This window comes from Rhodococcus sp. A14, from assembly GCF_011603105.1.
GTDB lineage: Bacteria > Actinomycetota > Actinomycetes > Mycobacteriales > Mycobacteriaceae > Rhodococcus_F > Rhodococcus_F opacus.
In genome coordinates this window covers 153,208-171,455 of sequence record NZ_JAAOQS010000005.1, presented here as the reverse complement: position 1 = coordinate 171,455, position 18,248 = coordinate 153,208, and the positions used below count along the sequence as shown (strand labels likewise).

18 protein-coding genes are annotated in these 18,248 nt (G+C 68.7%); 10 read left to right on the top strand and 8 right to left on the bottom strand.

All coding sequences use genetic code 11. The features are described from left to right. On the bottom strand, positions 1–783 hold a 783-nt coding region (locus G9373_RS05015; RefSeq protein WP_167114146.1), incomplete at its 3' end, for an NAD(P)-dependent oxidoreductase. A 352-nt stretch (positions 784–1,135) separates the two neighbouring features. Between G9373_RS05015 and G9373_RS05010 the strand changes: the two genes are divergently transcribed. Together G9373_RS05010 and G9373_RS05005 are read left to right on the top strand one after the other, a co-directional pair. Next, entirely contained in the window at positions 1,136–1,783 is a 648-nt protein-coding gene (locus G9373_RS05010) for a 4-carboxy-4-hydroxy-2-oxoadipate aldolase/oxaloacetate decarboxylase (RefSeq protein WP_054248017.1), read from the top strand. Positions 1,784–1,873: 90 nt separating this feature from the next. Further along, complete coding sequence (locus G9373_RS05005) at positions 1,874–2,233, top strand: WhiB family transcriptional regulator (protein WP_081276556.1); 360 nt, start codon at positions 1,874–1,876, stop codon at positions 2,231–2,233. A 94-nt stretch (positions 2,234–2,327) separates the two neighbouring features. Here G9373_RS05005 and G9373_RS05000 read toward each other — a convergent pair whose 3' ends face one another. From G9373_RS05000 to G9373_RS04970, 7 genes are all read right to left on the bottom strand, one after another. Beyond that, positions 2,328–3,092: an IclR family transcriptional regulator gene (locus tag G9373_RS05000; RefSeq protein WP_133984902.1), complete on the bottom strand. Its 765-nt coding sequence runs from the start codon at positions 3,090–3,092 to the stop codon at positions 2,328–2,330. A gap of 56 nt (positions 3,093–3,148) precedes the next feature. Continuing rightward, positions 3,149–4,132, bottom strand: coding sequence for a cyclase family protein (locus G9373_RS04995; RefSeq protein WP_043786859.1), 984 nt, complete (start codon positions 4,130–4,132; stop codon positions 3,149–3,151). An 8-nt stretch (positions 4,133–4,140) separates the two neighbouring features. Beyond that, positions 4,141–4,416: a hypothetical protein gene (locus tag G9373_RS04990; protein WP_005560578.1), complete on the bottom strand. Its 276-nt coding sequence runs from the start codon at positions 4,414–4,416 to the stop codon at positions 4,141–4,143. A 19-nt stretch (positions 4,417–4,435) separates the two neighbouring features. Next, positions 4,436–5,773: a TRAP transporter large permease subunit gene (locus G9373_RS04985; protein ID WP_054248011.1), complete on the bottom strand. Its 1,338-nt coding sequence runs from the start codon at positions 5,771–5,773 to the stop codon at positions 4,436–4,438. Further along, positions 5,770–7,131, bottom strand: a complete 1,362-nt coding sequence (locus G9373_RS04980) for an NAD(P)-binding domain-containing protein (protein WP_133984898.1) — start codon at positions 7,129–7,131, stop codon at positions 5,770–5,772. The genes G9373_RS04985 and G9373_RS04980 overlap by 4 nt, the downstream gene beginning before the upstream one ends. Before the next feature lie 144 nt (positions 7,132–7,275). Further along, entirely contained in the window at positions 7,276–7,638 is a 363-nt protein-coding gene (locus G9373_RS04975) for a hypothetical protein (RefSeq protein WP_166680579.1), read from the bottom strand. 38 nt (positions 7,639–7,676) lie between these two features. Then, a complete protein-coding gene (locus tag G9373_RS04970; RefSeq protein WP_054248009.1) occupies positions 7,677–8,369 on the bottom strand; it encodes an SDR family NAD(P)-dependent oxidoreductase in 693 nt (230 codons plus the stop codon). A gap of 133 nt (positions 8,370–8,502) precedes the next feature. Here G9373_RS04970 and G9373_RS04965 point away from each other — a divergent pair, with 133 nt between their 5' ends. The 8 genes from G9373_RS04965 (at position 8,503) to G9373_RS04930 (ending at position 18,226) form a co-directional block, all read left to right on the top strand. Continuing rightward, positions 8,503–9,396, top strand: a complete 894-nt coding sequence (locus tag G9373_RS04965; RefSeq protein ID WP_054248008.1) for a LysR family transcriptional regulator — start codon at positions 8,503–8,505, stop codon at positions 9,394–9,396. Positions 9,397–9,547: 151 nt separating this feature from the next. Further along, positions 9,548–10,912 (top strand): MFS transporter, encoded by a 1,365-nt coding sequence (locus tag G9373_RS04960; protein ID WP_005253933.1) that lies wholly within the window; start codon positions 9,548–9,550, stop codon positions 10,910–10,912. 29 nt (positions 10,913–10,941) lie between these two features. Next, on the top strand, positions 10,942–11,844 hold the full coding sequence (locus tag G9373_RS04955; RefSeq protein WP_120660546.1) for a shikimate dehydrogenase: 903 nt from the start codon (positions 10,942–10,944) through the stop codon (positions 11,842–11,844). Continuing rightward, positions 11,841–13,790, top strand: coding sequence for an FAD-dependent oxidoreductase (locus tag G9373_RS04950; RefSeq protein ID WP_133984894.1), 1,950 nt, complete (start codon positions 11,841–11,843; stop codon positions 13,788–13,790). The genes G9373_RS04955 and G9373_RS04950 overlap by 4 nt, the downstream gene beginning before the upstream one ends. Next, entirely contained in the window at positions 13,787–14,584 is a 798-nt protein-coding gene (locus tag G9373_RS04945; RefSeq protein WP_120660548.1) for an aldo/keto reductase, read from the top strand. Before G9373_RS04950 ends, G9373_RS04945 begins: the two co-directional genes overlap by 4 nt. Beyond that, complete coding sequence (locus G9373_RS04940; protein WP_120660549.1) at positions 14,584–15,681, top strand: Gfo/Idh/MocA family oxidoreductase; 1,098 nt, start codon at positions 14,584–14,586, stop codon at positions 15,679–15,681. Before G9373_RS04945 ends, G9373_RS04940 begins: the two co-directional genes overlap by 1 nt. Beyond that, positions 15,678–17,402, top strand: coding sequence for an FAD-dependent oxidoreductase (locus tag G9373_RS04935; RefSeq protein WP_167114143.1), 1,725 nt, complete (start codon positions 15,678–15,680; stop codon positions 17,400–17,402). The genes G9373_RS04940 and G9373_RS04935 overlap by 4 nt, the downstream gene beginning before the upstream one ends. After that, complete coding sequence (locus G9373_RS04930; protein ID WP_133984892.1) at positions 17,399–18,226, top strand: TIM barrel protein; 828 nt, start codon at positions 17,399–17,401, stop codon at positions 18,224–18,226. The genes G9373_RS04935 and G9373_RS04930 overlap by 4 nt, the downstream gene beginning before the upstream one ends. The last annotated feature ends 22 nt before the right edge of the window (positions 18,227–18,248 follow it).

Genomic DNA, 18,248 nt, shown 5'->3' with positions numbered 1-18,248 from the left:
CAGTGAATGCACCGTGCGCTCGTAGAGCGTGCGCGTGCCCGCGAGTACCGACGAGGGCAGATGAGCCTGGTCGAGCTGGGCGACGGCGCGTTCGACCTCGTGCGAGCGGCGCTCGGCGTGCAGGAGGTGACTGCGCACCACCGCATCGAGGAAGGTGGTGAATCCTTGGGTGTCGATGTCGCCGAGTACGCGGTAGAGCTCCTCACGCACACCCTGCTTCTCCGCCGACACCAGGCACTCGACCGCCAGCGCCTCGATCCCCTTGGTCAGCACGGTGCGCAGCAGCTTCAACGCCGCCGCATCCCCGGGCCGGGCGTTCTCCAGCGCCCGCGCCGGCGCCCCGATGGTGGCGAAGTCGGCCACCGCCGTCGCAGCCGCCTCCCCCGAAACCAGCAGGGACGTGCGCAGGCCCGTCATGCCGATGGCACCCATGATCACCGCATCCGCGTACTCGATCCCCTTGGTGTGCAGAAGCTCCGACGAGCGCAGTTTGTCCGCCGGGGTGGCGGTACTCAGATCGACGAACATTGCCCCGGGTGACACGAAGGCTCCGGACTGCTCGGCCACCGCCGCGGCGACGTCGCCGGTCACGCACGACCACATCCGGTCCACGCCGGCGAGCCAGTCGCCCAGACGCTCGTGAAGCGTCAAGCCCAGATCGATCGCCAGATCGCGCGCCGCCGGTGACGGATACGCATCGCAGAGGACGACCTCGAAGGACTCCGCCGCGACCCGGGCATACAGGCGGCCCACTTCACCGCATCCGATGATCGCCAACTTCATGATCTTCTCCTACCTCAGAGTGAGTACAAAATATGAGCGATAGTCCGGCAACGGCCCGTCAACTACCTGTTCGGATCTCTATGGTGACAGAGATTGTTCTGATAATGTACTTTTTTGTCAGATCAGTTACCAGGTGCCACCGCACCCGGCAGCGGTGGAAGCCCTCGTCCTCCGGTTCCGGTGACCCGCGCCAACCGCGCAGCACCGGAGCGGCTCCACAAATCCGAAGCTCCACCCCGTGACCGCCGGTCCGCAGTCCGCCGGTCGCACCCCACATCTGCAGAGCCGCAACATCTTCGGCAGACCCCACCACAGTCGCGACGGCACGACCGCGCAGAAACAGGAGAACACCATGAGCACTCGACCCACCGACGAGCAACTCGCCCGCCTCCGCGAGCTGGGTGCCGCCACCATCTACGAGGCCCAGGGGCAGCGCGGCTCCATCGATGCCGTGATCAAGCCGATCGACCCGTCGATGAAGCTTGCCGGTCCCGCGCTCACAGTGGACGCCGGTCCCGCCGACAACCTCATGCTGCACGCCGCCCTGCAGCACGCCCGCCCCGGCGACATCCTCGTCGCCGACGCGCGCGGCTTCCTCGACGCCGGAGCCTGGGGTGACGTGCTCACCGCCGCAGCGCAGAAGGCAGGGATCGCCGGCCTCGTCATCCACGGCGCGGTCCGCGACGCCGAGGAGATCATCGGCATGAAGTTCCCGCTCTTCGCCAAGGGCCTGTCGATTCGGGGCACGACCAAGGCCTACAAGGGCAGCATCGGCCAACCCGTCGACATCGCGGGCACTACCGTGCACAACGGCGACATCATCGTCGGGGACCGCGACGGCCTGGTTGTGGTCTACGCCGGCGAGGTCGAATCCGCCCTCGAGCTCGCCCAGGCCCGCGAGGACAAGGAAACCAAGTTCCGCGAACAGATCGCCGAGGGTGCCTCCACCGTCGAACTCCTCGGTCTGGCCGGGACACTGAGTAGCTACTTTCCGAACTGACCTCGAGCTGACCGAAGTGGAGCGGGACGATGCCATCACTCAGCCTGACCGTGCCTACCCCAGCCTTGTACCCAGCTCTGGGACTGGCAGATGCACGCTCGGTGCCGGGACACCGGCGCCGAGCTGTTCTTCGCCCGCGACGGCGAAGGTCGAGGCGCGCGCATCCGCCGCGAACGGCAGGCGAAAGCCGTCTGCGCCACCTGTCCCGTGCAACGCGAGTGCCACACCCACGCAATCACCGTGGGCGAACCCTACGGCGTCTGGGGTGGCACCTCCGAAGCAGACCGGCGATGGCGCGATCCCGACTCACCACCACGCGACGCAACCACACGGAACGGCCGGAAGCGGCCATTGCGGATTTCCTCGAAACACTCGGCGCCCGGGCATAACCCGGTGCGGCGAACATCGCCGAACGGCGCCCAGGTTTGGGCGAAGGCGACGATGTCTTGACTACGTGAAGGTTTGGCCATTGCTCCGATTGCTGGTTTGCCTGTCGGGGTAGCCGGTCTGAACAGGAATCGTCGGCCGGAAGCGAACTGTCCGGCTAGCCGGCGACGGGTACCCGTGTGCCGAGAGTGGTTGCGGCGCGGCGGACTTCGGGGATCAGGTGGTCGATCTGGGTGTCGGTGAGTGTGTCGGCGGGTCCGGTGACGCCGAGGACGGCGACGAGGGTGCCGTCGGCGGCACGGACGGGGGCGGTGACGGAGGCGATGCCGTAGAGGCGTTCGCTGACCGACACGGCGAAGCCGTCGCTGCGGATCTTTTCGAGTTGGGCGAACAGTTCCGCTTTCGACACGGTCGCACCGCTGGCGAGGGCCATGTCGCCGACACCGCCGAGGATCTCGTCGACCTCCGCGGTGTCGAGATGAGCGAGGATCGTCTTCCCGGCGCCGCCCAGGTAGAGCGGCAGGCGCTCACCGACGGGGAGGATGTAGTTGAGCGGATGGTCGCTTTCCACCCGCGCGATGAGCACTCGGGAGGATTCGACCTTCACATACATCGACGCGGTGAACCCCGTACTCGCGGCGAGCTGCTGCAGCATGGGCTGGGCAAGGACACTGAGCGGGTTGGTGACCATGAACGCGTGCGCGACCGCGAGCGCAGCGGGCCCGGCGGTGTAGGTGTCGCCGATGCGGGCGGCGTACCCGCGTTCGAGGAGCACGCCGAGGATCCGCTGCACGGTGGCGACGTGCAGTGATGCGTGGCGGGCGACTTCGCTGAGCCGCAGGGGCTGCTTTGCCTCTTGGAGAACGCCGAGCACGTCGAACGCGCGGTCCAGTGATCGCATGTTGTTGGTCGGCGCCGCCATGTTTCCTCCTCGATTCACCCACTTTCGATGAAACTTATCATTGTGCGATAAACCTGTCAGCGGATGGCGGTCGCGTTGCAGGGCGAACCGACCCCGCCGACGAAGTTGAGTGGTTTGACGGTGACCAGGGCGTCCCAGGTGTGAGTGCGGCGGCTGTCCACGGCGAGTGCGGTGAGGTTCCACAGTTCGCCGAGGGGGACGCCGAGTTTGCCGATCAGTTCCTGGTGCATCATTCCGGCATCCTCGGGAGCGGACTCCGTGAACGGGCTGTCGGGGAGGACGGGGAGAACTTCGACGGCGAAGGTGTCGGTGCCGAAGAGCGCGATCTTGTTGTTCCACAACCACTGTGCGAGGTAGCGGCTCTGTGCGAAGCCGGTGGAGCGGCGACCGGAGCGGACCTCGTTGCGTTGGTCGTCGGTGGCGGTGAGGTACCAGTGTGCCCAGCCGGTGTGGACGAGAATCAGGTCACCGCCGCGGATCTCGCAGCCTTGGCGCTGCGCGGCGGCGTCCAGGTCGGCAGGGTCGAGCGCCGGACCCTGGGCGTGGTCGAGCGGATGCCCGCGCTCGGCGTGAAGCGCTTCGAGGTCGAGGAGCAAGCCGCGGCCGACGATCGGGTCCTGCGACCAGGCCTGGATCCCGAGCGCCGGGGACCCTTCGGTGACCTGGTCGTCGGGAATACCCCCGTAGAAGCCTTGCCCGGACACCCGTCGGTGGCGCAATCCGTCGAGGTGACTGCTGGCTTGCAGGTAGAAACCGTCGAGGAGGTCGTCGCGGGATTCGGCGTGCGCGGAGACGATTGTGTGCTTCGGCGCCGTGCGCGACCGGGCCATCGGTGGGTCGAACGCGCCGAGCGGATAGTCGAGGGCGAACACCGCACCCCGGGTGACCAGGGTGGCGGCGTCGCGGACCTGCCCGGGGCCGGCGAAGTTCGCCGTCCCCCGGTCCCGGTTGTCGAAGACTCCCCAACTCGACCCGGCCGGGGCGCCGTCGGTGCGGGCGCACAGGTCGGCGTAGGTGGAGTCGGCACCGATCGTGCTCATCGACCTGGTCATCCGACGTGTTCGGCGGTGCGGGCGGGAGAGTCCTCGTTTCCGAGGGCGTCCTCCTCTCCGCCGTGGTGGAAGTACGACAAGACGAAGGCGAGCAGTCCGGCGATGCCTGCGGCACCGTAGGCGTACGGGGCGAGCAGTTCCTCGACGTGGGTGACGACGACGCCGTCGCCGAGGATCAGTCCGACGGATTGACCGAGCACGATCGCCAGTCCGCCGAGCAGGAACGCGACGACGCTGATGCGGAAGAGGGTAGAGAAGCTTTTCTGGAACATGACGTGTCCTGTCGCGGGATCAGACGGGGAGGAGGCCGAGGGCGATCAGTACCCCGATGCCGAGGATGGGAATGCAGTAGTACTTCAGGAGCGGCATGAAAATCTTCGACGGGTCGATCCGGGCGATCCCGGAGGCGACGTAGATGGGAGCGCCCGAGGGTGGGGAGGCGCCCTCGGTGGACGCGAAGACCAAGACGGCGGCCGCGGCCACGGGGGCGGCGATACCGGTGCCGACCAGGGCGGCGACGGCGACGGGGCCGACCGAGGCCATGGTGGCAGAGGCGGTCAGCGGGATCGCGATGATGACGATGATGATCCCGACGAGGATCGCCATCAGCCAGGACGGTGCGCTGAGGCTTTCGAGCATCGCGGTCAGCTGCTGAGGCAGTTTCAGCTTGGCGAGCACCGCCGACGCGGAGAACGCGGCAACGATGGTGATACCGATGACGCCGAACTGGGGGGCGGCGTCGCCGAGGACCTTCCACCAGCCCGTGCTGGTCTTGGGCAGGTGCCGGCGCCCGAGGAAGAGCACCAGCAGGATCATCAGGACGGGGATCCAGGTGATCAGGCTCAGGGCACTCGACATCACCAGGTCGGTGTAGTGCGCGATGGGTGCGGCGACCGGACCGCGGGTGAGCAGCAGCGGGATCAGGATCGGGACGAACAGCAACAGCGAGGTCCACCCGACCCGCAGGCTCCGCTTCACCGGGATCCGGTCTTCCGGTGCGATCGGCTGCAGGCCGTTCTTGCGGACCAGGTAGTAGCTCAGCACCAGTCGGTAGCCGAGGCACCAGAGGCCGGCGATGGCGAGCGGGACGATGATGTCGTCGGCGGCCATCATCCCGGTGACGGTGCTGGACCCGACCAGGATGAACATGGTCGCGCTGAACGGGAACGTCACGCCCATGCCCGCGCAGCCGGCGACGACGGTGGCGGAGAGTTCGCCGCTGACGCCGGAGCGTTTCATCCACGGCACGGTGACTGAGCCGACCGCGGCGGTGACCGAAGCGCCGACATGCGCGATGGCACCGAACATGCCGCCGGCGACGGTGGACGTGTAGATCGGACCGCCGCGCAGGCGGCCGAGGAACGAGTTGAGGATGTCGATGAGCCGGTCCAGCACCGGGGTCTTCGCGAGGATGAAGCTCATGAAGATGAACGCCAGCCCGGCGAACGTCACTTCCTCCTGCATCGAATTGACGAAGCCCTCCCACATGTACTTCGGAGCGTCACGGCCGGCGAACGCACCGACGACGACGAACCCGACGATCATCGCCTCACCGATGTTGCGTTTGAGCACCGCATTCCAGAAGACGATGGACGCTATGAACGCCAGCAACGCCCAGATGGCAATCATGCCGCGACCTTACGGGCGGCGATGATCGCGGCCCGACGCTGCGCCTCGTCGGCTTCGACCGCCCGGCCACCCGCCAGGCTGGTGAACGCTTCGGCCGCCGGGATGATGATGACGCCGTCGTCGTCCGCGACGACGAGGTCGCCGGGGGCGCAGACGACACCGCCGACCGCGACCGGGACGTCGATCTTGCCGGGGCCGTCCTTGTAGGGGCCCGAGGGGTTCACCGCACGGGCCCACACGCCGAACCCGATCTCCTGCAGGACATCGATGTCGCGGGCGGCGCCGTCGATGATCATGCCGACGCAGCCGCGGGAGCGGGCGCGTTCGGCGATCAACTCACCCATCAAGGCCCGATTCTGGTCGCCCTGTCCGTTGATGACAATCACCTCACCAGGCTGCACCTTCGCCAGCGCTTCATGCAGCGCCTTGTTGTCGCCGGCCCGGGTCCACACCGTGCGGGCACGGCCGACGATCCGTGCGCCCTTCCACATGGCATGGATACCCGAATCGACCATGCCCATGCGCTGGCGGGCGTCGCCGATGTTGGCGACCGGGAGCCCGGCGTAGGCCTCGAGCAACTCGTCGGTGGCGCGTCCATTCGCATCGGCGAGGGTGCGGTGCACCTCGGTCGTCGCGGACGCGAGGACCGGGCGGACACCAAGGGTGTCGAGGAGCTCGACCGAGGCGGCCGCCTCCACCGAGCGTCGGGCGGCGTGCTTGCGGGTGCCGTCCCGCAGCCGGTCCAGGGCCGAGAAGCTGCCGGACAGCTCACCGGCGATCTGCGCACGCACCCACTGCTCGGCGTCGGCAGCGATCCCGGCATCGACCGATTCGACGATCAACGCGCCGAGGCCCTTCATGAACGCGCTGCGCAGCAGCTTGCGGTTCGACGCGTCCCCGGGCGCACCGGAGATGTCCTCGACCGTGGCGCCGAGTGCCTCGAAATACGCGGCCGCCGCGGTCGATCCGTCGCCACTGACCACCAGGGCGGTACGCGCCCCGTGGGCGGGGACGGACCCGACCACCGCGACATCGGCGAACGCAGCGCCGGCCGCGCCGACCACGTCGGCGACCTGCGCCTTGATCTCGGCTGGCGCGGCATTCATGTCCGCATAGCAAATGCCGTCCGACAGATGCGGTGCGGCGTCGGTCGCCGCCCGCACCGCCACCTTCGCGCTGGCCAGACTCAGCACCAGATCCGCACCTCGCACGGTGTCGGCGACGTCGTCGAAGCGCAGCACTCCCGCGGGGGTGGCGGTGTCGGCCGGGTCGAACCCGGTCACCTCCCAGCCCTTCGCGAGGAATCCCGACGAGTAGAGACTTCCGGCTTCGCCCAAGCCGAGGATCGCAACCTTCATAATTTCCTCTCATAGTGTGATAACCTCTATCACATGATGCGGTAATGGTGGTCACACTGCATCGCCGTTGTCAAGGCATCGAGAGTTGAGAGGGATTGATCGCGAAAGTGACCACCGCACGCGGGGACAGCGCAGGATCCCGCGCTATTCGGCGTGCTGACGTGCAGGTTCGCAACTACCGTCGAGTGGGGTTCGCGAGTCGTACAGCAACGAGGATTTGCGTGGGCCGGTGCTCGAGAATCGAGGCTGACCGGGGAATCGTGCGCGGAGATGGCAGGGGAGGACCGAGAATCCGGGAACCCGCGCACTTGTGAATGTGGGTGACCACGCCAAGGTGCATGCCGGCGCCGCCTCGGAGTTCATCATTAGCGAGCATCGGCGGCGCCGGCGGCGGCCACCGAAGGAGTAGTACGCGGTGGGGACGCGGATGGGGACGTCGATGCCGACCATGCCGACCTCGACCTCGTTCTGGAACTGTCGGGCGGCGCCGCCGTCGCTGGTGACCATGGCGGTCCATTGCCGAACTTGCTGGAGCGAGTGTCCCGCTAGTACGACGCCCGGCCACCGCTGGCGTCGTAGACGGCGCCGGTCGAGAAGCTGAGCGCCTCCGAGCACAGCCATGCGACGAGTTCGGCGATCTCCTCGGGCCGACCCATCCGGGCCATCGGGGTCAGGCTCTGTGACCGCGCGAGGATCGCCGGGTCGGTGCCGGCATTCATCGGGCTCTCCACCGCGGCGGGGGCCACCACGTTGGCCAGGACACCGGTTTGCGCGACCTCCTTGCCGAGCGATTTCGTCAGCGCGACCACGGCCGCCTTCGACGCCGAGTAGGCGCTCTGGTTGGGATTTCCATCCTTCGCCGCGATGCTCGCCAGATTCACGACCCGCCCCCAGCCTGCGTCGGCCATGGCCGGCACGAACGCGCGGCAGAGGAGGAACGTCCCGTCGACGTTGATGCGGAACGTGCGGCGCCAGTCCTCGAGGTCGACGGCCACCAGGGGAGCGGACGGTCCCACGACACCGGCGCTGTTGACGAGGATGTCGACGCTGCCGAGCCGGGCGGCGAGCTTCTCGACGGCGTCGGCGTCGGTGACGTCGAGTTGCTCGTCGGCCCCGGCGGCGACGTCGGCGGTGACGACGCGGACCCCGGCGCCGGCGAGGCGTTTCGCGCACGCCGCACCGATTCCGCTCGCTCCGCCGGTGACGAGCGCGGTCGCGCCCTCGGGATACGTGGCCATGGTGGTCTCTCCTCGCGACTGTGTGCGCATTAGTCTTGTTCTATGTGCGAAATCAGAATGATCGGTTTCACACTGTGTGCGAATTGGAATATATGGGCTGAGTCACACTCGTCAAACTCGCGAAGGGAATCCGATGGAGATTCGCTGGCTGCAAGCGTTCGTCGCCGTCGCCGAAGAACTGCATTTCGGCAGGGCCGCCGCGCGGCTCCAGATGGCCCAGTCGCCGCTGAGTCAGACGGTGCGCAAACTCGAGAAGGACATCGGCGTGCCGTTGTTCGAGCGGAGCACCCGCAGTGTGGCCCTGACGTCGGCCGGCCACACGTTCCTGCCGCACGCCTACCGCATTCTCGAGAGTGTCGACATCGCGCGGCAGGCCACCCGCGCGTCCGCCGGGGGCGTGTACGGCCGCATCAAGATCGGCTTCACGGGCGTGCTCAATCACCTGTCGCTGCCCCCGCTCACCCGTGCACTCCGGCAGCGCTACCCCGACATCGAACTCACCCTCGTCGGACGCATCATGACCCGCGACGCCATCACTCAACTCGACAGTGGCGCACTCGATCTCGCGTTCGTCGGACTTCCCGTGGAGACCGCCTCGGTGTCCACCCGGTTGATCCGCCGCGAGCCGTTCGGGGCGGTGCTCCCGGCGGACCACCCGCTCGCGTCGGAGCGGGAGATCGACTTGCGCGACCTCGCCGAAGACGGGTTCGTCACGACACCGCTGTCGGCAGGCTCGGCATTGCAGGAGGTCGCGATGCGGGCCTGTGTCGATGCGGGATTCCGTCCCCGCGTGGTGCAGGAGATCACCGACCCGTACATGATCCTGATGCTCGTGGCGACGGGTGTCGGCGTGGCGCTCATGACGTCGGGTATTGCCGCGCTCACGCCCCCGGGCACGGTGTTCGTGCCGCTCACCGGCGAGCCGATCTACATGAACCACGGACTCGCCTGGTCCCCGCGTCGGGTCTCCGACGCGCTCCGGGTGGCCCTCGCGGTATCGGAGGACATTCTCCCGACTCCCGATTAGGACATTTTCGGTCTATATCTAAGACTTTTTTTGCGCTGGACTGCGCATAGTCCGCCATGACACGCTCGTCACGGTCCGGAACTTCGTGTGAGGTGGGTCACCTCCGAAGAAGCCTTGCGGCGCACCGGATCCCTGGGACGAAAGGAACACCATGGCAAGCACGTCTACTCGCGACACCGGGGGACAACCGAACGAGAACGCCCGCCGGGCCGCCGTCTCGGGATTCCTCGGCAGCACGCTCGAGTACTACGACTTCTTCATCTACGGGTCCGCGGCAGCGCTGGTCTTCCCGCGGATCTTCTTCCCGGGCGGTGGCGCCACGGCGACCCTGCTGTCGATCGGCACGCTCGGTGTGGCGTACATCGCGCGTCCACTCGGCGCAGTGCTGTGGGGACATCTCGGGGATCGATACGGGCGCAAGAATTCGCTGCTGGCGTGCCTCCTGCTCATGGGTATCGCGACCGTGGTCGTCGGGTGCCTGCCCACGTACGACCAGATCGGTATCGCCGCGCCCATCATCCTGGTGCTCCTGCGATTGCTGCAGGGCCTGTCGGCCGGCGGCGAATCGCCAGGATCGTCCGCGTTGACGCTCGAACACGCACCGGACAACCGTCGCTCGTTCTACACCTCATTCACCATGAGCGGCATCATGTTCGGCATCGTCATCTCGAGCCTGGTGTTCATTCCCGTGGCCGCGCTGCCCGACGACGCGCTCTACTCGTGGGGCTGGCGTGTGCCCTTCCTGCTCAGCATCTTCGTGACGGGTGTTGCGGTCTGGCTGCGTCGCAAGCTCGACGAGCCGGAGGTCTTCGAGGAGCTGAAGGAACACGACGACACGGCGGGCATTCCCGTCGTCGAGATGTTCCGCTCGCACTGGCGCACCGTGATCCGCATCAGCCTCAGCGCGACATTCGCGATGATCAACACCATCGTCAATGTCTTCGCGCTGGCGTACGCCGTGCAGGTCGCCGGGCTCGAACGCTCCACGATGCTGTGGGCCATCGCCGTCGCCAACTTCGTCGCGGTCCTCACCCAGCCGCTGTTCGGAATGCTCGCCGACCGGATCGGCCGCAAACCGGTGTTCGTGACGGGCGCCGTCGGTGCCGCGGGCATGGTGTTCGTGTTCTTCCACGCGATCGGGACGGGCAGCGCGCCGATGGTGTTCGCGGCCGGCATCGTCCTGATCGGCCTGTTCTACGCGATGCCCAACGGCGTGTACCCGGCGTACTTCCCCGAGCAGTTCCCCGCCAAGGTCCGGTACACGGGAATGGCCGTGAGCCTCATGCTGGGACTGTTGGTCGCCGGCTTCACCCCGGCCATCGCGCAGTGGCTGTCGGCGGGCGACACCGCGAACTGGACCCCGGTCGCCTGGATGTGCCTGGGCTTCGCGCTGCTGTCGTCGGTCGCCGCGCTCACCGGCCCCGAGACGTACCGCACACCCACCGAGCAGCTCGGCGAACCCGGCACGACGACGGTCGGCACCCGGCATCAGGCGCTCGTCCGCACCGACGCCTGACCTGACCTTCACCACTGCAGGAGATTTTCATGCACCCCGTATCCACCCGGCACCGGATCCGCCTCGTCGGGGCAGGGATCGCCACGTCCCTGTCGCCGGCGCTGCACGAGCACGAGGCCGCCGCCCTCGGCCTGACCGACTACCGCTACGACCTGCTCGACGTCGCGGCGGAGGGCATCCCCGTCGACCGTTCCGGCGACACGCTGCGGCAGGCCGTCGCAGCGGGTTGCACCGGACTCAACGTCACCCACCCGTGCAAGCAGGTGGTCGTCGACTCCCTCGACGAATTGTCCGACAACGCGCGACTTCTCGGTGCCGTCAACACCGTCGTCGTCCGTGACGGGCGGCTGATCGGTCACAACACCGACCACAGCGGATTCCTCGCGGCGCTGCGCCGGGGACTGCCCGATGCCACGCTCGGCCGCGTCGTCCTCGCCGGTGCGGGCGGTGCCGGTTCGGCCGTCGCCTACGCGCTCGCCGCCGCCGGAGTGACGGACCTGCGGGTCGCCGACCTCGACCCGGCCCGCGCGGCGGACGTCTGCACGCGCCTCGTGGCGGCCTTTCCGCAGACGCGGGTCACGGCCATCCCCCTCGGCGCGATCGAAGCGAACCTGGAACGCTGCGACGGCGTCGTCAACGCCTCCCCGATCGGCATGGTCGGACATCCTGGAACGCCGTTCGACACCGACGCGCTCCATCCCGGACTGTGGGTCGCCGACATCGTCTACCGCCCCCTGCGGACCGAACTCGTCGCGGCAGCAAGCGCTCTCGGCTGCGCCGTGCTCGACGGCGGTCAGATGCTCGTCGCTCAGGCGGCCGACACGTTCGCCCTCCTCACCGGGGTCACGCCCGACCCCGACCGCATGCGACGTCACCTCGGCGAACTGCTCGCCGATCAGTGCGCCCCGACCGTACTCGAGGAGTCCCGATGACCGCGCGTCCGTTCGCCGCACCACTCGACCTGGGTAACGTGCGACTGCGCAACCGCTTCGTGTCGGCGCCGATGGAGCGCAACTACTGCGAGGTCGACGGCACGATGACCGACGAGTACATCGCGTACCTCGAGCGCCGTGCGGCGGGCGGCGCAGCACTCGTCTTCACCGAGGCCAGCTACGTGCGGGCCGACGGCAAGGGCCGTGTCCGGCAGATGGGTGTGGACGTCGACGAACGCATCCCGGGCATCGCGAAGATGGCCGAGGCGATTCATGCGCAGGGTGCCCTTGTCGGCGTCGAACTCAATCACGGCGGCCGCACTGCGCAGAGTTCCGTCAGCGGATTCGTCCCTGTCGCACCGTCACCGATCCCGTGCGCGGTGGTCGGCGGCGGAATGCCCGAGCAACTCGACGGCGACGACATCGAGCACATCATCGAATGCTTCGGTGAGGCCGCCGCGCGCTGTCAGCAGGCCGGGGTCGACGTGATCTCGCTGCACGGCGGTCACGGCTACCTCATCCACCAGTTTCTCTCGCCGGCGTACAACCACCGCGACGACGAGTGGGCCGATCCGGCACTGTTCGTCAACAAGGTGATCGACGCCGTGCGCGCGATGGCACCGGGTATCGCTCTCGGACTGCGATTCTCGGCGTTCGAGGCCGTCGACGGCGGTCTCGACGCGGAGACGACCCGCGCCCGGATCGACGCGATCGCCACCGACCGGCTCGACTTCCTCGACGTCTCCGCCGGCAACTACGAATCCGGGCAGTGGATCATCCAACCCGGCGAGTGGCCGCGCGGGCTCCTCGCCCCGTTCTCCGAGCAGTACACGCGGGACTTCGACCTCCCCGTCGGAGTCGCAGGCCGGATCAGCTCACCCGAGGTCGCGGCGCAGATCATCGAATCCGGGCAGGCCGACTTCGTCAGCATGGCCCGCACCCTGCACGCCGACCCGGACTTCCCGAACCGCGCGCTGGACGGCGGCCGGTACCGGCCTTGCATCGCCTGCAACTACTGCATCGACAGCCTCGCCGCCGGACCCGTTCCGTGCTCGGTCAATCCGTGGGTGGGCCGCGAACTCGAGCAGCCGTCGAAGCCGGCGGACGTGGCGGTGCGTGTCGCCGTCGTCGGCGGCGGGCCGTCGGGCATGGCGGCCGCCCGCGACCTCGCGCTCGCCGGGCACCGCGTCGACCTGTACGACGAACGCGGCAGTCTCGGTGGCGATTTCGCGCTGGCCTCGCGACTGCACGAGTACCCCGAGTACGCACGGATCGTCGACTGGTACCTCGCCGAGATCGCCGACCTCGACATCACCTGCCACACCGGCACGCGGGTCGACGCCGCCGCACTGGCGGAACTCGACTTCGACGCCGTCGTGCTCGCGACGGGCGGCCGCGGACCCGAGGTCGACCTCCCCGGGGCCGACACCCGGAGGGTCCGCGACGTTCGCGAGTTCCTGGAATGCGGAGACCCTGCACCCGAGGCGATCACGATCTTCGGCGCCGACCGGGAGGCGGCCGCGGTCGCCGACGACCTGCTCCAGCACGGCACGAAGGTGGTCATGATCGGCCCGCAGGAGACGATCGCTCACGATGTCGGCCGTCGCGGCAAGATCGTGCTGCTGCCGCGGCTCGCGGCGAGTGCGAACCTCACCACCCATCTGTCGTCGATCGTGACGCGGATCGAGGAAGACCGGGTGGTGATCTCGACCGCCGGGGTCGAGCGGGTGGTGGACGCTCCCGGCGAACTGCTGATCTCGCACGGCGTCGAGCCGCGCACCGACCTGCTCGCCGCAGTGCGGTCGCTGGCACCGCGACTCGGCGTCCACACGGTCGGTGACGCGAGTGGCGACGGCGGCTCCATCCACGCCGCTCTCGTCACCGCAGCCGACGTCGCCGCGAAGATCACCGCGGCCGCCGAAGCTCGCGAGGAGGTCAGCGCATGATGGACATCCCGCCCCTCGGTCTCGGGACCTGGCCACTGACCGGCCCGGACGCCACCCGGGCCGTGCTGTCCGGTATCGAGGCCGGCTACCGGCTCGTCGACACCGCCACGATCTATGACAACGAGGACGCTGTGGGTGTGGCGCTCGCGGAGTGCGGACTGCCCCGCGAGGAGCTGTTCGTCACCACGAAACTGCGGGGGAGCGATCACGTGTCGGGTGACATCCGCGGCGCGGTCGAGCGCAGCCTGAAGAATCTGGGACTCGATCGGCTCGACCTGTTCCTCATCCACTGGCCGCTGCCCCGCCACGACAGGTACGTGGCGGCGTTCGAGGCGATGCTCGCGTGCCGCGACGCCGGCCTCGTCCGCTACGTCGGCGTCTCCAATTTCCTGGAGACGCACCTGCGTCGCGTCGTCACCGAAACCGGAGAAGCGCCGGCAGTCAACCAGATCCAGATGGACCCGTCGCTCGCCCGGCTGCCCGTCCGGCGCGCGAACGACGAACTCGGCGTGTTCACGCAGGCGTGGAGCCCGCTGGGCCGCGGCGAGGTGCTCGACTCGCCCGTGGTCACCGACATCGCCCGGCGCCTCGACCGCACCCCCGCGCAGGTGGTCCTGGCCTGGCACTTCGCGCAGGGTGTCGTGCCGGTCGCGAGATCCGCGAATCCCGCGCGCCAGGCCGAGAACCTGGCCGCCCTCGACGTGCGGCTCACCGGCGCGGACGTCGACGCCCTGAACCGTCTCGACCGCGGCGAGTCCGCGGCCAGGGACGTCGAAACCGAGGAGCACTACTGATGGCACTACGTATCGGCATCGTCGGCTGCGGAAAGATCGCCGGCAACCACGCACGGGCCCTGCAGCAGGTGACCGGCGTCGAGGTGGTCGGCTGCTGCGACCCCGACGTCGACCGCGCCCGCGAGTTCGCATCCGCGCACGGCATCGCGCGGGCCGTCGGTTCGGTGGAGGAATTGATCGCCCTCGGCCTCGATGCGTGCACCGTCTGCACCCCGCATCCGGTGCACGAGCAGGTGGTCGTCGCGGCCGCCGGGGCCGGGATCCACGTGCTGTGCGAGAAGCCGATCGCGGTCGACGTCGCCGCGGCCGACCGGATGATCGCGGCCGCCGACCGCGCGGGCATCACGTTCGGTGTGCTGTTCCAGCGCCGGTTCTGGCCGGCCGCGAGGCGGATCAGGACGGCCATCGACGACGGCCGGATCGGCATTCCGGTGCTCGGTGAGGCGTCGGTGCTTCTCCACCGCCCGTCGTCCTACTACTCCGCCGACGAGTGGCGCGGACGGTGGGACACCGACGGCGGCGGTGTCCTGATGACGCAAGCCGTCCACCAGATCGACATGCTCCAATGGTTCATGGGTGAGGCCGTGTCGGTGAGCGGCTTCATCCGCACCCACACACACGGCGACCACATCGAGACCGAGGACAGCGCGTCCGCCGTCGTCTCGTTCGCGTCGGGCGGCACGGCTACCGTCACCGCGACCACCGGCGCCAACCACAACCTCGGCAACCGGGTCACCGTGATCGGGCAGACCGGTGCGATTGCGAGCGTCCTCGAGTTCCCGGAGGGCCGGGAGGGCGTCAACGAGATCTGGACGGTCCCCGGCGAAGTGGAGCTCCGTGCCCCGTTCCCAGCCGGCGTCCGCGCCAATCTCGACGTCACCGAAGTCAACGCCGGACTCGCCGACTTCCACACACTCCAGGTGCAGGACTTCGCGGACGCCGTCCTGACCGGTCGCGATCCTGCCGTCACCGGACGTGACGCGCGCGCCTCGCTGGCGATCATCGCGGCGATCTACGAGTCTTCGCGCACCGGCCGGGTCGTCGACCTCACGCCCGCAACGACTTTCGCAACGACATCCGCTCAGGAGACGCTATGACCCCCGAACACACCATCGCCACCTACGACGTCGTCGTCATCGGCTCCGGAGCGGGCGGTCTGTCCGCCGCCGTGGCCGCAGCCGACGGGGGAGCCTCCGTCCTCGTCGTCGAGAAGGCGGACACGTGCGGCGGCGCGACAGCGTGGTCCGGCGGCTGGATGTGGACGCCGCGGAACCTGTTCGCGCAAGCCGACGGCGTGAACGAGGATCGCTCGCTGCCGCGCACCTATCTCGAGCACCGACTCGGCGAGAACTTCGACGCCGCCAAGGTCGATGCCCTGCTCGACGGCGCACCCGAGATGGTCGAGTTCTTCGAGAAGAAGACGGCGCTGCAATTCGTTCCGGGCGCGAAGATCGCCGACATCCACGGCGACACACCGGGTGCGGGCACGGGACACCGCTCCGTCGGGCCGAAGCCGGTGAGCCTCCGGAAGCTCGGCCCCGACGTCGCGGCGCTGCTCCGACGGCAGCTCTACGAGACGTCGTTCCTCGGTATGGGCATCATGGCCGGCCCGGACCTGCAGGCCTTCCTGCACTCGACGCGTTCGGCGAAGGCGTTCGTGCACTGCGCCCGCAGGGTGTCCACGCACCTGCTCGACCTCGCCACCACACGCCGCGGCCAGCAGCTCGTCAACGGCACCGCGCTCGTCGGCCGGCTGCTGCGGTCGGCGCTCGACGCCGGCGTCGAGATCCGCGTGAGCACGGCGGCCACCGCGCTGACCACCGACTACGCGGGCACCGTCACCGGTGTCCGGCTGGAGGGCCCGGACGGGGCCTACTCCGTGTCCGCCCGCCGCGGAGTCGTCCTCGCGACGGGCGGCTTCAGTCGCGACGTCGACCGGCGCCGCGAACTCTTCCCCCGCACACCCACGGGCCGTGAACACTGGACCCTCACCCCGTCCACGACCACCGGCGACGGCGTCACCCTCGGCGAGTCGGTCGGCGGCCGACTCGACCGCTCGGTCGCATCGCCGGTGGCGTACTGCCCGGTGTCGATCATCCGATACCGCAACGGCAAGGAGGGCGTGTTCCCGCACATCCTCGACCGCGGAAAGCCCGGCGCCATCGGCGTTCTCGCCGACGGTCGCCGCTTCGTCAACGAGGCCCTCGGCTACCACGACTACACTCTGGCGATGGTCGAACAGGTCCCCGACGGCGACGAGGTCTGCTCCTGGTTGATCGCCGACCAACGGTACCTGCGGTACTTCCCGCTCGGCATGGCCAAGCCGCTGCCGATCCCCACGTGGCCGTACCTGAAGTCCGGCTACCTCACCCGCGGCCGCACGGTGCGCGAGCTGGCCGAGAAGATCGGCGTCGACCCCGACGGCCTGGAGAAGACGGTCGCAGCGTTCAACGAGGGCGCCCGCGACGGCGTCGACCCCGAGTTCGGTCGTGGCACCACCCCGTTCACCGTCGGGTCCGGGGACGCCGACAATCCGTGGCCCAACGCCTCCCTCGCACCGCTCGAAGAAGGCCCGTTCTACGCGGTCAAGGTGGTGCCCGGCAGCTTCGGCACGTTCGCCGGTCTGGTCACCGACAGGGCGTCGCGGGTGCTGAACGACGACGACCAGCCGATCGACGGGCTGTTCGCCGTCGGGGTCGACCAGTCCAGCGTCATGGGCGGCCACTACCCGTCCGGCGGCATCAACCTCGGCCCGGCCATGACTTTCGGCTACCTCACCGGTCGCCGCCTCGCCTCGACGACAGGAGATCTGCGATGACCGCCCCACTCGGCCTTGCCGCACTCACCGTGCTCGACACCGCGCCGTTGCAGCAGGTGGACCTCGCCGAGAAGCACGGCCTCGACACCATCGGCATCCGGCTGCTGCCCGCCGCGCCCGGCACCACCGCCTACCCGCTGCACGAGGACGACGCCGCCCTCGACGCGCTGGTCCGGCGTCTCGACGATTCGTCGATCGAGGTGTTCGACCTCGAAATCATCCGGCTGGGTGCCGATTTCGACCCGAAGTCGTACGTTCCGCTGCTCGAGGCGGGCGCACGCCTCGGTGTGAAGGCCGTGCTCGTCGGCGGCGACGACCGCGACCGTTCCCGGCTCACCGACTCCTACGCCCGGCTCGCGGAACTGTGCGCGCAGTACGGCATCGTCGCGAGCCTCGAGTTCATGCCGTGGACGGCCGTGCCCGACGCGACCACCGCGGTCGAGATCGTGTCGCAGGCCGACGGGCCGGCGCGCAGCGTGCTGGTGGACGGGCTGCACGTCGGACGGTCGAGCACCACGCTCGACGACCTGGCGGCGATCCCGAGGGAGTGGCTGCACTACGCCCAGATGTGCGACGGCTCGGTGCCTGCGCCCACGGACGACGCCGAACTGATCCGTCAGGCGCGCGAAGAGCGGCTGGTACCGGGGTCGGGCGGCATCCCGCTCGCCGACATCTGGGCGACGTTGCCGGCGGGCCTGCCGGTGAGCATCGAACTCCCCAACGAGCCGCTCCGGCGGGTCGTCGGCACGGACGCGTGGCTCGCGCGGCTGGTCGCCGCCACCCGGGAGGTGCTCGCGCAGGTCCCGGCGGCCACCGGACACTGAATTGTCCGCGCTACCGTTCTTG